We start from the raw sequence: 16,544 nt of genomic DNA, 5'->3' as shown, positions 1-16,544 counted from the left end.
CGTCTGCGGACGGCGAAACTCTGCGAGGCTCTTGCTGCACAAATCGCAGAAATACACTTTATCGACAGCCTGAGGGCCGGAATGCAGATCGCATTCCGGCCCTCTTGATTGTGTATTTCGGTCTGATTTGTCTTACAGCAGGCTGTAATCCATGATGGCGCCCTTCGCGCCGGAGGCCGCCAGCTTGCAGTACAGGCCCAGATAGCCCTTCTTGAACTTGGGCTCGGGACGCTTCCAGCGCTTGAGGCGCTCGGCGATCTCCTCCTCGCTGACCAGCAGGTTCAGGCTGCTGTTGTCCACGTCGATCTCGATCTTGTCGCCGTCCTGCACGATGGCGATGGGGCCGCCCTCAGCCGCCTCGGGAGAGATGTGTCCCACGAAGCAGCCGTTGTTGGTGCCCGAGAACCGGCCGTCGGTGATCAGCGCGGTGGTCAGAGCCAGGCCGCGGCCATAGAGGTACTTCATGGCCTTGAACATCTCGCGCATGCCGGGGCCGCCCTTGGGGCCCTCGTAGCGGATGACCACCACGTGGCCCTCCCGCACCTTGCCGGCGATGATGGCCTCCTCGGCCTCCTCCTCGGAGTCGAAGCAGATGGCCTCGCCCACAAAGTGATGCAGGCTCTTGTCAAAGGCGCCGGGCTTGGTGATGCCGGTGTCGGGGGCCAGGTTGCCCCGCAGCACGGCCACGCCGCCGGTGTAGCCGAAGGGATCGTCCAGAGTGCGGATGACCCGGCGGTCCACCGGATAGAGGTAGCGGTGGCCGGCGATGTTCTCGGCCACGGTCTTGCCGCTGACCGTCATCTGGTCGGTGTCCAGGATGGAGGACATCTCGCTCATCAGGCGCACCACGCCGCCGGCCCGGTAGAAGTCCACCATGTTGTACTTGGAGGCGGGGTTGATCTTGGCCACCTGGGGCGTGGTCTTGGACAGGGTGCCGAACTCCTCCAGCACGTCGATGTCCAGCTCAGCCTCGTGGGCAATGGCGGTCAGGTGCATCACCGCGTTGGTGGAGCCGCTCATGGCCAGGCACACCTTGATGGCGTTGCGGATGCTCTCATTGGTGATGATCTTCCGGGAGGTGATGCCCTTCTCCAGCAGCTCCATGATCTTGATGCCGGTCTCCTCCGCCACGGCCAGACGGGCGGCCGAGGAGGCGGGGACGATGCCGCCGTCGGGCAGGGTCATGCCCAGAGCCTCGGAGAGGGAGCACATGGTGTTGGCGGTGCCCAGGTAGGAGCAGGAGCCGCAGGTGGGGCAGGAGCACTCCTCCAGCACCTTATACTCCTCCTCGGTGATCTTGTTGGCCGAGAGCATGCCGTAGGCCTCGGCGCTGGAGGTCTGGTCGGACTGACGGCCGTCGAACACGATGCCGCCCTCCATGGGTCCGCCGGGCAGCAGGATGCAGGGGATGTCCAGACGGGCGGCCGCCATCAGCAGGCCGGGCACGATCTTGTCGCAGGAGCCCAGCAGCACGATGGCGTCAAAGAGGTTGATCTGGGCCATGGACTCCACCGAGTTGGCAATGATCTCACGGGAGGGCAGGATATAGTGCATGCCGTCGTGTCCCTGGGCCATACCGTCACAGCCGCCGATCACGCCGAACTCCACCGGCGTACCGCCGGCCCGGTAAATGCCGTCCTTGACCCGCTGGGCCACCTGCCGGAGATTGAAGTGTCCGGGCACGCACTCGCTCCAGGCATTGGCGATACCGATGATGGGCCGCTTCAGATCTTCGGTCGTAAAGCCCATGGACTTGTAAGTCGCTCTGTAGTACTGGTTGTCGATTCCGCGCAGAATTTTCTCACTGCGATGCATTATACATTCTCCTCTCTGCATCCGTTTATCTCTCACAAAATTCCGATATACGAATCGTTTTTATATATGCGAATTTGACATTTGATATAGTAACATTCTCGCCCCGCCGCGTCAACCGCTCTTTTTCCCTTTCTCATAAAATTTTTGGGGGTACTTGACACATTATATATGGTTATGTCTACTCCCCCTGTTTTGGGGCGTGTGTCAACCCTCTTTTTCACTTCCGTCGATTTGCTGTTTTTCCATCCATGGGCCTATCTCTTTTCCGGTCCACCGGCGGGTCATTTCCCCGGTCATAAGACCGCAACCCCTTCCTGCGGCATGGGTTTTCTCCCCTTCATGCAAATTGACTGCGCCTCGCCCCTCGATTCTTTCCCAACGCTAAATATGGGTTGCTTTTTCAAAACAGGCACTATATAATGTACACAGTTTTCCAGTTCGAGGGCATTCTCCCCCCAAGATCTTGTGTGTGGGAGATTGCCTCTTTTCATGGGCCGCTATGTCCGCCGCTGAGGCGGCGGGCGGTCCAAATAGATACGTAAGAGGAGCGAGCGCAAATATGAAGATCATGAAGCGAAGCGGCGCCGAGGCCCTGTTTGACCGGGAGAAAATCGTCGCCGCTGTCACCAAGGCCAGCCGGGCCGCCTCTACCATTCCGGAACTCACCGAGGAGCAGATCGAGGCCATTGCGCAAAAAATCGAGGCCGACTGCCTCCGGATGGGCCGAGCTCCCTCTGTGGAAGAGGTCCAGGAGATGGTGGAGACCGAGCTCATGAAGGACGGCGCTTACGAGACGGCCAAGCACTACATCCGTTACCGCTATGACCACAACCTCCGCCGGTCGGCAAACACCACCGACGATCAGATCCTCTCCCTCATCGAGTGCAACAACGAGGAGGCCAAGCAGGAGAACTCCAACAAGAACCCCACCGTCAACTCGGTCCAGCGGGACTACATGGCCGGCGAGGTATCCAAGGATATCACCAAGCGCCACCTCCTCCCCCGGGAGATCGTGGAGGCCCATGAGGCCGGCATCATCCACTTCCACGACATGGACTACTACGCCCAGCACATGCACAACTGCGATCTGGTCAACCTGGAGGACATGCTCCAGAACGGCACCGTCATCACCGGCACCATGATCGAAAAGCCCCACAGCTTCTCCACCGCCTGCAACATCGCCACCCAGATCATCGCCCAGGTGGCCTCCAACCAGTACGGCGGACAGTCCATCTCCCTGGCCCACCTGGCCCCCTTCGTGGATGTCTCCCGCAAGAAGATCCTGGCCGAAGTGCTGGCCGATCTGGCCATCTGCGGTGGCTCCACCGAACCCGACGTGGTCCACAAGATCGTGGAGAAGCGCCTGCGGGAAGAGATCCGCCGGGGTGTGCAGACCATCCAGTACCAGGTGGTCACCCTGATGACCACCAATGGACAGGCCCCCTTCATCACCGTGTTCATGTACCTGGGCGAGGCCAAGAACGAGCAGGAGAAAAAGGACCTGGCCCTCATCATCGAGGAGACCCTCAATCAGCGCTACCAGGGCGTGAAGAACGAGGTGGGCGTCTGGGTCACCCCCGCCTTCCCCAAGCTCATCTATGTGCTGGAGGAGGACAACGTCCGTCCCGGCACCCCCTACTACTACCTGACCAAGCTGGCCGCCAAGTGCACCGCCAAGCGCCTGGTGCCCGACTATATCTCGGAAAAGATCATGCTCCAGAACAAGGTGGACCAGAACGGCGAGGGCCACTGCTACACCTGCATGGGCTGCCGCTCCTTCCTCACCCCCTATGTGGACCCCGAGACCGGCAAGCCCAAGTACTACGGCCGCTTCAACCAGGGCGTGGTCACCATCAACCTGGTGGACGTGGCCCTCTCCTCCGGCGGGGACATGGACGCCTTCTGGAAGGTCTTTGACGAGCGCCTGGACCTGTGCTACCGGGCCCTCATGTGCCGCCACAACCGCCTCAAGGGCACCCTCTCGGACGCCGCCCCCATCCTGTGGCAGTACGGCGCCATCGCCCGCCTGCAGAAGGGCGAGCCCATCGACAAGCTCCTCTACAACGGCTACTCCACCATCTCTCTGGGCTACGCCGGCCTCTACGAGTGCGTCAAGTACATGACCGGCAAGTCCCACACCGATCCCGAGGCCACCCCCTTCGCTCTGGCGGTCATGGAGCACATGAACCAGGCCACCGCCCGCTGGAAGGCCAAGGAGCATATAGACTTCTCCCTCTATGGCACCCCCATGGAGTCCACCACCTACCGCTTTGCCAAGTGCCTCCAGAAGCGCTTCGGCATCATCCCCGGCGTGACCGACAAGGCCTATATCACCAACAGCTACCATGTCCACGTCACGGAGGAGATCGACGCCTTCCAGAAGCTCTCCTTTGAGGCCCAGTTCCAGACCCTCTCCCCCGGCGGCGCCATCAGCTATGTGGAAGTGCCCAACATGCAGAACAACCTGGAGGCCGTGCTCCAGCTCATGCAGTTCATCTACGACAACATCATGTATGCCGAGCTCAACACCAAGAGCGACTACTGCCAGGTCTGCGGCTATGACGGCGAGATCAGCATCGTCACCGACGAGGACGGCAAGCTGGTCTGGGAGTGCCCCCACTGCCACAACCGCAACCAGGACAAGATGAACGTGGCCCGCCGCACCTGCGGCTACATCGGCACTCAGTACTGGAATCAGGGCCGCACCCAGGAGATCAAGGAGCGGGTGCTCCACCTGTAAGGCACCGGAAAGGACGGATCGCTATGAACTACGCCGCTATCAAACGGCGGGACATCGCCAACGGCATCGGCGTGCGGGTCTCCCTCTTTGTCTCCGGCTGTACCCACCACTGCAAGGGCTGCTTCAATGAGGAGGCCCAGGACTTCCACTACGGCCAGCCCTTCACCCCCGCGGTGGAGGACGCCATTCTGGAGGACCTCTCCCCTTCCTATATGAACGGACTCACCCTCCTGGGCGGAGAGCCCTTTGAGCCGGACAATCAGCGTGCCCTCCTCCCCTTCCTGCGCCGGGTCAAGGCGCGCTTCCCGGACAAGGATATCTGGGCCTTCTCCGGATACGTCTATGATACCGAGCTTTTGGGCGAGAGCCGGGCCCGGTGCGAGGTCACCGACGAGATGCTCTCTCTCATCGACGTACTGGTGGACGGGGAATTTGTGGAGGAGAAGAAGGACATTACCCTGCGTTTCCGCGGCTCCTCCAACCAGCGTCTCATCGATCTCAATCGCTCCCGCGCAGCCGGGACCGTGGTCCTGTGGAGCGACGACAACTGAATGTTCAACCTCTGCAAAGGGTCCGCCGGGACAGATCACTGTCCCCGGCGGACCCTTTTTTCCTATACTCTCCTAATGCATTGCCCCTGTTCTCCATGGTATCATGCTCTCTGTGGTATCTTCCACACGCAATCTTGAGAAAGGCAGGAATTTTATCATGCACCGACGAACAACATGCGCCCTCTCCTTTCTGGCGCTGCTGCTCGCCTTGTTCACCGCGTTCTCCCTGGTCTCCCCCGGGCTGGAGGCCGCCGGCGGCACCTCTTCCCAGAAAAAAGTGGTGGGCTATGTCCCCTATTGGCGCAGCGGCTATTTCTCCCAGATCCCCTATGACCAGGTGACCCATCTCAACTACGCCTTTGCCATCCCCACCGCGGAGGGCGGTCTGCGCCCCCTGGAAAACGCCCAGGCGGCCCGGCAGCTCATCCAGACCGCCCACCAGAAGGGGGTCAAGGTCCTCCTGGCCGTGGGCGGCTGGAGCTACAACGGCGTGGTCCTGGAGCCCACTTTTGCCGCCGCCACCGCCACCGAGGCCAAGCGGAAGGCCTTTGCCGATGCCATCATCGCCATGTGCGATCAGTACGGCTTTGACGGCGTGGACATGGACTGGGAGCACCCCCGCCTTAAGGACGGTACATACCGGCAGTACGAGGCCCTCATGCTGGACTTGGCCCAGCGCCTCCACGCCAAGGGGAAGCTCCTCACCAGCGCCGTGCTCTGCGGGGTGTCTCCGGAGGGCGCGGTCTACTCCGACTCGGCCGCCCACACCGACGCGGTCCTCCAGGCCGTGGACTGGATCAATGTCATGGCCTATGACGGGGACGAGGGCGCCCGCCACTCCACCTACCAGTTCGCCCGCTATTCCGGGGACTACTGGCACAAGACCCGGGGGGTGCCCGCCGAAAAGGTGGTCCTGGGCCTCCCCTTCTATGCCCGCCCCGGCGGGACGGCCTACCGGGACATCCTCTCCGCCGTCCCCAACGCCCACCTGAGCGACTCGGTGACCTACCAGGGCCGCACGGTCTGGTACAACGGCCTGTCCACCATCCAGGCCAAGACCCGGTATGCCCGGGATGAGCTGGGGGGTGTCATGATCTGGGAGATCACCCAGGACACCTCCGCCCCCGCCAAGAGCCTCCTCGCCGCCATTACCCGCACCCTGCGGGAGGATGCCTCCCACCCCTTCACCGACCTGGTGCCGGGCAGCTGGTACTATGAGGACGTATGCGCGGCCTATGAGGCCGGACTCATGAAGGGGACGGGCGGCACCTCCTTCTCCCCCCTGCGCACCCTCACCCGGGCCGAGGGCATCGCCCTGGCCAGCCGCATCCACGACCGCCATCACAACGGCCGGGAGACCATCTCCCCAGGCTCTCCCTGGTATCAGCCCTATGTGGACTATGCCCGTACCCAGGGCATCCTGACCCAGGATCTCTCCGCCGCGGAGCTGAGCGCCCCCCTCACCCGGGCGGAATTTGCCACCTTCCTGGCCCGCTCTCTGCCGGGGAGTGCCCTGCCCCCCATCAACACGGTGGAGCGCATTCCCGATCTGGCTGAGAGCGACCTCCACGGCCCCGCCGTCTATCAGCTCTACCGGGCCGGTATTTTTGCCGGGTCGGATGCCAGCGGCTCCTTCCGCCCCAACAGCGTCATCACCCGGGCCGAGACCGCTGCGCTGGTGGTCCGCATGACCGATCCCGACCGCCGGGTGTCCTTTTCCCTGACCGGTTAGTTTGTTTGAACCGACCCGTTCATTCCCGTCACATCTTTTCCCCTTAGATTCTTCTCATTTCCGTCTTTTTTGCCATCTATTTTTCTTTTTTCTTGTTTATATGTTGTAAATTTTTGCAAAACTGCTCAGTCTCCGTTGCCAATCCACTGGTTTCCGGCTATACTTAAAACTGAACTTGAATTGAGACAGCTGCAAGGCAAGCAGTGAAAGGTGGACTTTTTGGATATGCGTGGAATTTACACCTCCATTACCGACATCCGTCGCAGTATTTTTACCGAGATCGCCCGTATGGCTTACGAGGACGGGGACTACGCCCGGAAGCTGGAGGAGCTTCCCTATGAGATCCTCCCCGGCGAGCAGGCCCAGTACCGGGAGAGCATCTTCCTGGAGCGCGCCATCGTAGGCGAGCGTCTGCGTCTGGCCATGGGACTGCCCGTGCGCTCCGCGGCGGAGTCGGCCCCCATCTCCAAGGGCATTGAGGACAGCACCCGGCCCGAGACCTACTATGAGCCTCCCCTCATCAACATCATCAAATTCGCCTGCCATGCCTGCCCGGAAAAGCAGGTCATCTCCACGGAGGGGTGCCAGGGCTGTCTGGCCCACCCCTGTACTCTGGTCTGTCCCAAGGACGCCATCCACATCGTGGGCGGCAAGTCGGTGGTGGACCAGGACAAGTGCATCAAGTGCGGCCGCTGTGTGGACGCCTGCCCCTACAACGCCATCATCAAGCAGGAGCGCCCCTGTGCCGCCGCCTGCGGTGTGAAGGCCATCGGCTCCGACGAGTACGGCCGGGCCGAGATCGACTATGACAAGTGCGTCTCCTGCGGCATGTGCCTGGTCAACTGCCCCTTCGGCGCCATCGCCGACAAGAGCCAGATCTTCCAGCTCATCACCGCTATGAAGGGCGGCTCCCATGTCTATGCCGCCGTGGCCCCCGCTTTCGTGGACCAGTTCGGCCCCAACGTCACCCCGGAGAAGCTCCGCGCCGCCATGAAGCAGCTGGGCTTTACCGACGTCATCGAGGTGGCCGTGGGCGCCGACCTGTGCGCCGCCGAGGAGGCCGAGGACTTCATCAAGAACGTGCCTGAGAATCTCCCCTTCATGGCCACCTCCTGCTGCCCCGCCTGGTCCGTCATGGCCAAGAAGCAGTTCCCGGAGCTTGCCCACTGCGTCTCCATGGCCCTCACGCCCATGGTGCTCACCGGCCGCCTCATCAAGATGAAGCACCCCAACGCCCAGGTGGCCTTCATCGGTCCCTGTGCCGCCAAGAAGCTGGAGGCCATGCGCAAGAGCATCCGCAGCGACATCGATTTCGTCCTCACCTTTGAGGAGATGATGGGCCTCTTCAACGCCCGGAACATCGACATCCAGAACATCGAGGAGGAGGAGTTCCTCTCCGAGTCCAGCGCCGACGGCCGTAACTTTGCCGTCAGCGGCGGCGTGGCCCAGGCCGTGGTCAACTGCATCAAGAAGATGTACCCCGAGCACGGCGAGATCAAGGTGGCCAGCGCCCAGGGTCTGGAGGACTGCCGCAAGATGATGGTCATGGCCAAGGCCGGTAAGTACAACGGCTACCTGCTGGAGGGCATGGCCTGCCCCGGCGGCTGTGTGGCGGGTGCGGGCTCCATGCAGCCCATCGACAAGTCGGCCGCCGCCGTGAAGAAGTATGCCAAGAAGGCCGAAAAGCAGTTCTGCTGTGAGACCGACTACCTGAAGGATCTGGAGCGTCTGGAGGAGTAATTTCCCCTCCGCATCCGCAAATGTTTTCCCCCCTGCCTACGGGCAGGGGGGATTTTTTGCATCTTTTGCGGTTTTTGCCCGCTTTTTTAAAAAATCGTAAGAAAAGACTCATTGACTCTTCATACAAAGCTGGTACACTTTCCTTAGCAAAAGATCCCAATGAGAGGACGATGCCTATGAAGCCCCGCGCCAAAGCGCCTCAGCGCACGCCGGTCCCCCGGCTGGACCCCGCCCCTGCCCAGGGCCTCACCACCCGGGAGGCCGCTGTGCGCGCCGCCGCCGGATGGTCCAACCGGGACCCCAATCAGCTGCCCAAGCCGGTCAGCCAGATCATCCGGGACAACCTGTGCACCTTTTTCAACGCGCTCTTTGTGGCCCTGGCCCTGTGCCTCTTCGCGGTGGGGGCCTACCGGGACATGCTCTTTCTGGGCATTGTGGTGTGCAACGTCCTCATCGGCATCGTGCAGGAGCTGCGGGTCAAGCGCACCCTGGACCGCATCGCCCTGCTCTCCGCCCCCACGGCCACCGTGGTGCGGGACGGAAAGCGCCTTACCCTCCCCACGGAGGAGCTGGTGCTGGACGACATCATCCTGCTCTCCGCCGGAGACCAGATCTGCGCCGACGCCGTTTTGAAGGAGGGCTGCGCCGAGGTCAACGAGTCCCTCCTCACCGGCGAGTCCGACCCCGTTCTCAAGCGCCCGGGCGATCCCCTACTCTCGGGCAGCTTTCTGGCCTCAGGCCGGTGTTCCGCCCGTCTGGAGAAGGTGGGCGGCGACTCCTATGCCGCCGGGATCGCCCGGGCCGCCAAGGGCCGGCGTACCAGCCGCTCGGAAATGATGCGCTCCCTGGACCGGCTGCTCCGCTTCATCGGGGTGGCCATCGTCCCCCTGGGCACCGTGCTCTTCTACAAGCAGTATGTGCTCCTCCACACCTCCCTCCCCTACGCGGTCAGCTCCACGGTGGCCGCCATGGTGGGGATGATCCCCGAGGGGCTCTATCTCCTGGTCAGCGTGGCCCTGGCGGTAAGCGTGGCCAATCTGGCCCGCCGCCGCACCCTGGTCCATGAGCTCTCCTGCATCGAGCATCTGGCCCGGGTGGACGTTCTCTGTCTGGATAAGACGGGGACCCTGACCCAGGGGAAGATGGAGGTCTCCCGGCTCCTCCCCCTCTCCATCCCGGCCCACCGGGCTGAAGAACTGCTGGGGGCCTTTGTCCATGCTTCGGCCAGTGACAACGCCACGGCCCAGGCCCTCAAGGCCCGCTTTGCCCCGCCGGAGGTCCCCTGGTCCCCGGTGCGGGAGGTCTTCTTCTCCTCCGAGCGCAAGTGGAGCGCCCTCGTCCTCCCGGAGGAAGAGAGCTATCTGCTGGGCGCCCCGGAGGGCCTGCTGGGGCCCGACTGGGCCCGGTACGCCCCCGGTCTGGAGGAGGCGGCCGCCGCCGGGCAGCGTGTGCTCCTGCTGGCCCGGGGACGCCAGGTCCTGGCGGGGGACAAGCTCACCGCCCGACCGGAGCCGCTGGCCTTCCTCTTCCTCTCCGACCAGCTCCGCCCGGACGCCTCCGAGACCCTGGCCTATTTCCGGGAGCAGGGGGTGACCGTCAAGGTCATCTCGGGGGATCACGCCGCCTCGGTGGCCCACATCGCCCAGCGGGCCGGAGTAAGCGGCGCCGAGCGCTGGCTGGACCTCTCCGCCCTGCCCCCCGACGCCGATCTGGAACTCCTGGCGGAGCAGTACACCGTCTTCGGCCGGGTCACCCCCCAGCAGAAGCAGCAGCTCCTCCACGCCCTCCAGCGGCGGGGCCACGCGGTGGCCATGCTGGGGGACGGGGTCAACGATGTGCTGGCCCTCAAGGACGCCGATTGCAGCATCGCCATGGCGGCGGGCAGCGACGCGGCCCAGCAGGTCTCCCATCTGGTGCTGCTGGACTCCAACTTCTCCGCTCTGCCCCAGGTGGTGCGGGAGGGCCGCCGGGTCATCAACAACATCGCCCGCTCGGCCTCCCTCTTTCTGGTCAAGAACATCTTCTCCTTCCTGGCCTCGGCTATCCTGCTGGTTCTCCCGCTGCTCTATCCCCTCCGCCCGGCCCAGGTCAGCCTGGTGAGCGGCCTGCTCATCGGTGTGCCCTCCTTCCTGCTGACCTTTGAGCCCTCCTACGAGCGCATCCGGGGCCACTTCTTGCGCAGCGTCTTTGTCAACGCCCTGCCCGGCGGACTGGCCGATGTGTGCGCCATCTTCGCCTGCGTCTGGGCGGGCAGCGCCATGGCGCTGCCCATGGAGCAGATCTCCACGGTCTGCACCCTGCTCCTCAGTCTGAACGGATTTCTGGTCCTGGTGCTCCTGTGCCGGCCCTTCACCCCCTACCGGGGGCTGGTACTGGGCCTGATCCTGGCCGCCTTTGCAGGGGCCGTCCTCCTCTTCTTCCCCTGGTTCCAGCTCACGCCCCTCACCCGGGACGGCTGGAACCTCCTGGGCCTGCTGGCCCCGCCCACCGCACTGGTCCTGCTGGGGCTCACCTTTCTGTGCCGGCGCTTCCGCCCCTGGCTCCTGCGCCTCTTCCGCAGCGCCGCCCACTGCTCCGCGCCCCGGCCGGAAAACACACTCTGAGTACAAAAAACTGCGCCGGCCTCGCTCTGAGACCGGCGCAGCAGCGCAGTATGGAAAACAATCAGGACTTCCCGTCCTTGCGGACCTGGAGATACCGGGTGCGCATCTCGCCCGCCATCTCCCGCAGGCACTCCATGAGCTCGGGGTTGAAGACCCCGCACTCCCCGTTCAAAATCATATCCACGGCCTTTTCGTGGGAGAAGGCCTTCTTATAGACCCGCTCGCTCACCAGCGCGTCATAGACGTCGGCCAGAGCCACCACCTGGGCCCAGATGCTGATCTCATCCCCGGCCAGACCGTCCGGATACCCGCGGCCGTTCCACCGCTCATGGTGGTGCCGGCAGATGTCGTAGGCGTAGTCGTACACCGGGTTGGAGCGGACCTGGGGCACACTGTCCAGCAGGATGCACCCCTGGGTGGTGTGGGTCTTCATGATGGCAAACTCCTCCGGTGTCAGCTTGCCCGGCTTATTGAGGATCTGATCCGGTATGGCGATCTTGCCCAGATCGTGCATGACCGCCGCGTCTCCGATCAGGCGCAGCTCCTCCTCGTCAAATTGATAGCGCTGGGGATCGCGCTCCATCATCCCGTGCAGCAGCAGCATGGTCAGCTCCCGGATGCGCAGGACGTGCTCCCCCGACTCCTGGTCCCGGAACTCGATGGCGGTGGCCAGGGTCTCCAGAATGGAGCTGTTGAGCGAGCGGATCTCCTCCGCCTGCTCCCGGAGCATCTCATCCTGGGTGCGCACCAGATTGTTGAGCTGGATCACATTTCCGATGCGCCGCTTGATGAAGTAGGGGGTAATGGGCTTCTCGATGATATCCACCGCCCCCAGGTCATACCCCCGCTTGAGTACATTGGGATCGTTCTCCGCCGTGATGAGAAAGACCGGCAGCTGCTCCAGCAGTCCCCGCTTCCCCAGCTCTTCCAGAACCTGAAACCCGTCCATGACCGGCATGACCACATCCAGCAGCACGGCCGCCAGGCCGCTGGGATGCGCGTCGATGGCAGAGAGGGCTTCCGCACCGTTCTCCGCCTCCAGGATCTCAAATTCCTCTTCAAAGACCATATGGAGAATGGCGCGGTTGAGTTCCACGTCATCGACGATCAATATGGTCTGTCGTTCCTCCTGCATATCACGGCTTCCTCCTCGTTTTGGCTCAACTTTACAGCTTCTCCAGTGCGGACAGGATGGCCGCATGGTCCTCCCGCACCTGGGAGAAGAGGGCGGGGACGCCCTCTGTCTCACCCTTGCGCACCGCCGCCACAAGGGCGTCACTGTGCTCCTTCAGCCGCTCCAGGCCCAGATTGGCCGCGACTCCCTTCAGGGTGTGAGCGGCGTGCTCCACCCCCTGCATGTCCCCCTGCTCCACCGCGGCGCAGAGGGCCGCAAAGCTTCCGTCCTGGGGAAATTTCTTTAAAAACCGCACCAGCAGCGCCTCGCTTCCGCCAAAGCGCGCCAGTGTTCCCGTCAAATCCAGGCCCAGTGTCTGTGCCATTGTGTTCAGATCCATCTCTGTTCCTCCCACGCTCTGTCGGGGTCTTCCTGTTTCCATGTCCTCCATACAGAGCCTTTTACACCTAGCATACCCTTTTTCCCCCGGACTGTCAACGTTTTTCCCTTCTCGCAGCGCTTTCCGTTACATTTTAAGCCCCGTTTCGCCGGAATCCGGCGAAACGGGGCCTTTCTTTGTAACTTTACAAACTTACATCTTGGATTTGATGTACTCGATGCGCTTCTGGCACTCGTCGATCAGGGCGATCTCGTCGATCTTGGTGGACTTCTTGTTGCGCACCACGATCTCGCCGTTGACCATGACGGTGTCCACGTCGTTGCCGTTGGCATTGTTCACCAGGGCGGACTCGGGATGGTGGACCGGGGCGATGTGGGGCTTCTTCCAGTCCACCAGGATGATGTCGGCCTTCATGCCCGGGACGATCTGGCCCATCTGGCCGTCCATGCCCATGGCCACAGCGCCGTTGCGGGTGGCCATGGTGAGCACGTCCTTGTTCGAGATGATGTGGGCATTCAGGTTGTGGTTCTTGTGCATCAGCGCGGTGTACTTCAGGGTGCCCAGCATATCCTGGGCGTTGTTGCTGCCCGGTCCGTCGGTGCCCAGGGCCACGGGCAGACCCATCTTCAGCATCTCGGGCACCCGGGCCACACCGTCGGCCAGATATGCGTTGGCCACGGGGCAGTGGATGGGCTGGCAGCGGCGCTTCTCCAGAATCTCCATCTCGTGGTCGTCCAGCCAGATGGCGTGGGCCAGCTGGGTGTCCTCATCCAGGATGCCCAGGGAGTCGAAGAATTCCAGGTTGCGCATGCCGTCGTACATGGCGGCCGTCTTGGTCACCACGTCCTGGTCCTCCGCCGTGTGGACCTGGAACTTGACGCCCAGGTCCTTGGAGAGCTGCTTGCTCTTCTGGAACAGGTCGGGGGAGACGCCCCAGGGATTCAGGGGGCCTACGCTCAGGGAGAGGCGGCCATTCTCGGTGCCCGCCCACTGGCTGTGCAGGCGCTTGATGTCGTCCAGGATGCGGTCCTGGTCCTCTTCCCGGAACTTCTCATAGTAGACGATGTTGGCGAAGCACCGGCACATATTGCCGCGGATACCGGAGTCCCGCATGGCCTCAAAGATGTGGTCCCCGTTGTTCAGGGAGGTGAAGATATAGTGCTGGTCGATGCAGCTGGTGGCGCCCGTCTTCAGGTTCTCCAGACAGCCGATGAGGCCCGCGTAGTAGAAGTCCTCCTCAGTCATCAGCTCCGAGAAGGGCCACACCTGGGTGGACAGCCAGGGATAGAGCTCCAGGTCGTCGGCCAGGCCCCGCATGAAGGTCTGGAAGAGATGGGTGTGGGCGCTCACCATACCGGGCATCAGGATCTTGTCGGCCGCGTCGATGACCGAATCGGCCTCCAGGCTCAGCTGCGCCATGCGCATCGGGTCGGAGCCCACCTCGCTGATCTTATCCTCCACGACGTAGACGTATCCGTTGCGGATCATCTCAAAGTCGTCGTTCATCGTCACGATCCAGGGATTGCGGAAGAGGGTGTTCATACCGATCATTTCCTTTCCATTTGTTTCACTTCACGGCGTCGCTTATTTGCTCATGGAATGACCCAGGACAATGCGCTCCAGATTGGCAGGCAGTTCCCGAATCCGCTTTCCGCAGGCGTCGTCGATGGCATTGATGATGGCGGGGGCCACGTTGCAGGTGGCCGGCTCGCCCAGGCCCTTGGCCCCCAGGGGGCCGATCTCGCTGGGGATCTCCAGGGCGATGGCGTGGATCTGGTCCGGCACATCCAGCGCCGTGGGCACGATGTAGTTCTCCAGGTTCAGGTTCCGGATGCGGCCCTCCTTGAGGTCCACCTCTTCGGTGAGGGCATAGCCGATGCCCATGGCCACGCCGCCCCGGATCTGTCCCTTGACTTCCTCCATGTCCAGCGCATGGCCCACGTCGTGGACGGCAAAGTAGTCGTCCACCGACACGGCGCCCGTCTTCAGGTCCACCGTGACCTCGGCCGCCGCCGCGCCGTAGACCCAGGACCAATAGGCGTCGCCCACGCCGGTGCTCCGGTCGTAGTTGAAGGGAGGGGCGGCAAAGTAGCCCAGGGAGTTGAGGTGATCGGAGTTATTGAAGGCATCCCCGATGACCTCCAGAAGGGCCACCGAGTTGGCCGGATTTTTGGCGTCGGTGATCTTTTCCTCGGCAAAGACCACATCCCGGGTGCCCAGGCGCTTCTCGGCGTAGCCGGTCAGCTTCTCCCGCACGCTGAGGCAGGCCTTCCACACCGCACCGCCGGAGAACACGGTGCCGCGGGTGGCCACCGTGGGACCGGCGTCGGTGAGGTAGCCGGTATCCACCGGGGTGACGTGGATCTTCTCCCGGGCCACGCCCAGGGTCTCATGGACCACGCTCACCAGCATGTTGGGGCCGCCCTGGCCCACCTCGGCGATGGAGGAGGCCACGGTGACGCTCCCGTCGGGCTGGAGGGCGATCATGCCGCTGGCGGTGTCGATGCCCTGACCGGCCGCGCCGAAGGACTCGCCCCGGTGCAGGAAGGCGATCCCCAGGCCCTTTTTCGTGCCGGTGTGGCTGGCATTGTAGGCGGCGATGCGCGCCCGCCGCTCCTGGATCTGAGCCGCTTTGTCCAGGGCCTCATAGCACTGGTCCAGGGTCACGTTGGTCATGTGCTGGCCGGTGGTGGAGGTGCATCCCTCATAGAGCATGTTCTTCTTGCGCAGCTCCACCGGGTCCATGTGCAGCTCCTTGGCGATCTCGTCCATGAGGGACTCGGAGCAGAAGTCCACCTGGGGCGAACCGAAGCCACGCAGGGCGTCGGAGTAGACGTTGTTGGTGTAGACGCTGGTGGAGATCGTGTCGATGTTGGGCACGATATAGGGACCCGCCGCCTCGATGGCCATGCGGGTGGTGACCGGGAAGGTCTTGCTCTTGTAGGCTCCGCCGTCCAGCACCAGCCGGACCTGCATGGCCTGGAGCTTGCCGTCGTCATTGAAGCCCACCTTGTAATGGGCGTGGATGGGATGGCGCTTGGTCCCCTCCAGGATGGACTCCTCCCGGGTGAGCCACACCTTACAGGGCCGGCCCAGCAGGGTGCTCACCAGCGCCGCCCGGCTGGAGGCCATGGCGATGTCGTAGTTCTTGCCGCCGAAGGAGGCGCCGATGGTGGCCAGGATCACCCGCACCTGGGTGTAGGGCACGCCCAGGGTCTCGGCCACCGTCTTGCGGATGACAAAGGGGCTGTTGACCGGGCAGCGGACGATGACCTCGTTGGTCACCGGATCGGTGTAGGCCACGGCCGCCTCGGTCTCAATGCAGACATGCTGGACCCGGGAGGTCACATAGTCCCGCTCCAGAATGTGGTCGCAGTGCTGGAAGGCCTCCTCCACATCGCCCCGCTGGGTCTTCCAGCGGCAGATGGTGTTTCCGCCCTCGTGGATCAGAGGGGCGTCCTCGTCCAGGGCGCGGAGGGGATCGAAATTGGCGGGGAGCTCCTCATACTCCACCTGCACCAGGGCGGCGGCCTCCTCGGCCTGCTCCCGGGTCTCGGCGGCGATGAGGGCCACCGCGTCGCCGATATAGCGCACCCGGTCGCCGCAGATGACGGGCCGGTCACAGGGCTGGTTGGGGATGCCGGGGATGTCCTTGGCGGTGAACACCCGGAGCACGCCGGGGACCTGCTCGGCCCGGGCCGTGTCGATGGAGCGAATGCGCCCGCTGGCGATGGTGGAGCGCACGACCTTACAGAAGACCATACCCGGCATCTGGATATCATTGGCATAGATGGCCTTGCCGGTGACCTTGGCCAGGACATCCCTGCGGTTGTTGCTCATAAACGATCC

At 63.1% G+C, this 16,544-nt stretch carries 10 protein-coding genes; 5 read left to right on the top strand and 5 right to left on the bottom strand.

Annotated features, from left to right (window positions below):
• Positions 1-132 precede the first annotated feature (132 nt).
• Positions 133-1,815, bottom strand: a complete 1,683-nt coding sequence (gene ilvD / locus INF37_RS06900; protein ID WP_193537296.1) for a dihydroxy-acid dehydratase — start codon at positions 1,813-1,815, stop codon at positions 133-135.
• Between the two features lie 559 nt (positions 1,816-2,374).
• Here ilvD and nrdD point away from each other — a divergent pair.
• The 5 genes from nrdD to INF37_RS06875 all read left to right on the top strand — a co-directional run bounded on the left by nrdD (position 2,375) and on the right by INF37_RS06875 (position 11,181).
• Positions 2,375-4,555: an anaerobic ribonucleoside-triphosphate reductase gene (gene nrdD / locus INF37_RS06895; protein WP_101691914.1), complete on the top strand. Its 2,181-nt coding sequence runs from the start codon at positions 2,375-2,377 to the stop codon at positions 4,553-4,555.
• 23 nt (positions 4,556-4,578) lie between these two features.
• Positions 4,579-5,106, top strand: coding sequence for an anaerobic ribonucleoside-triphosphate reductase activating protein (gene nrdG, locus INF37_RS06890; protein WP_101691913.1), 528 nt, complete (start codon positions 4,579-4,581; stop codon positions 5,104-5,106).
• 157 nt (positions 5,107-5,263) lie between these two features.
• Complete coding sequence (locus INF37_RS06885; protein WP_207730458.1) at positions 5,264-6,838, top strand: glycosyl hydrolase family 18 protein; 1,575 nt, start codon at positions 5,264-5,266, stop codon at positions 6,836-6,838.
• 225 nt (positions 6,839-7,063) lie between these two features.
• Positions 7,064-8,578 (top strand): 4Fe-4S dicluster domain-containing protein, encoded by a 1,515-nt coding sequence (locus INF37_RS06880; protein WP_193537291.1) that lies wholly within the window; start codon positions 7,064-7,066, stop codon positions 8,576-8,578.
• Between the two features lie 170 nt (positions 8,579-8,748).
• Positions 8,749-11,181, top strand: a complete 2,433-nt coding sequence (locus tag INF37_RS06875; protein WP_235964249.1) for an HAD-IC family P-type ATPase — start codon at positions 8,749-8,751, stop codon at positions 11,179-11,181.
• A 61-nt stretch (positions 11,182-11,242) separates the two neighbouring features.
• On the opposite strand, the gene INF37_RS06870 is transcribed toward INF37_RS06875, so the two are convergent.
• From INF37_RS06870 to INF37_RS06855, 4 genes are all read right to left on the bottom strand, one after another.
• On the bottom strand, positions 11,243-12,316 hold the full coding sequence (locus INF37_RS06870) for an HD-GYP domain-containing protein (protein WP_193537289.1): 1,074 nt from the start codon (positions 12,314-12,316) through the stop codon (positions 11,243-11,245).
• A gap of 31 nt (positions 12,317-12,347) precedes the next feature.
• The gene (locus INF37_RS06865) at positions 12,348-12,695 is read right to left on the bottom strand and encodes an Hpt domain-containing protein (protein ID WP_193537287.1); all 348 of its coding nucleotides are present in this window, start codon (positions 12,693-12,695) and stop codon (positions 12,348-12,350) included.
• 192 nt (positions 12,696-12,887) lie between these two features.
• On the bottom strand, positions 12,888-14,237 hold the full coding sequence (locus INF37_RS06860; RefSeq protein WP_193537285.1) for an amidohydrolase family protein: 1,350 nt from the start codon (positions 14,235-14,237) through the stop codon (positions 12,888-12,890).
• 42 nt (positions 14,238-14,279) lie between these two features.
• Complete coding sequence (locus tag INF37_RS06855) at positions 14,280-16,535, bottom strand: xanthine dehydrogenase family protein molybdopterin-binding subunit (RefSeq protein WP_193537283.1); 2,256 nt, start codon at positions 16,533-16,535, stop codon at positions 14,280-14,282.
• Positions 16,536-16,544: the final 9 nt, after the last annotated feature.

Source organism: Pseudoflavonifractor gallinarum, from assembly GCF_014982855.1.
GTDB classification, from domain to species: domain Bacteria; phylum Bacillota; class Clostridia; order Oscillospirales; family Oscillospiraceae; genus Pseudoflavonifractor_A; species Pseudoflavonifractor_A gallinarum.
This window is presented reverse-complemented; position numbering and strand designations above follow the sequence as displayed.

Coding starts and splice junctions, on each gene's coding strand:
- ilvD (WP_193537296.1), bottom strand. CDS start 1,815: ATGCATCGCAGTGAGAAAATTCTGCGCGGAATCGACAACCAGTACTAC.
- nrdD (WP_101691914.1), top strand. CDS start 2,375: ATGAAGATCATGAAGCGAAGCGGCGCCGAGGCCCTGTTTGACCGGGAG.
- nrdG (WP_101691913.1), top strand. CDS start 4,579: ATGAACTACGCCGCTATCAAACGGCGGGACATCGCCAACGGCATCGGC.
- INF37_RS06885 (WP_207730458.1), top strand. CDS start 5,264: ATGCACCGACGAACAACATGCGCCCTCTCCTTTCTGGCGCTGCTGCTC.
- INF37_RS06880 (WP_193537291.1), top strand. CDS start 7,064: ATGCGTGGAATTTACACCTCCATTACCGACATCCGTCGCAGTATTTTT.
- INF37_RS06875 (WP_235964249.1), top strand. CDS start 8,749: ATGCCTATGAAGCCCCGCGCCAAAGCGCCTCAGCGCACGCCGGTCCCC.
- INF37_RS06870 (WP_193537289.1), bottom strand. CDS start 12,316: ATGCAGGAGGAACGACAGACCATATTGATCGTCGATGACGTGGAACTC.
- INF37_RS06865 (WP_193537287.1), bottom strand. CDS start 12,695: ATGGATCTGAACACAATGGCACAGACACTGGGCCTGGATTTGACGGGA.
- INF37_RS06860 (WP_193537285.1), bottom strand. CDS start 14,237: ATGAACACCCTCTTCCGCAATCCCTGGATCGTGACGATGAACGACGAC.
- INF37_RS06855 (WP_193537283.1), bottom strand. CDS start 16,535: ATGAGCAACAACCGCAGGGATGTCCTGGCCAAGGTCACCGGCAAGGCC.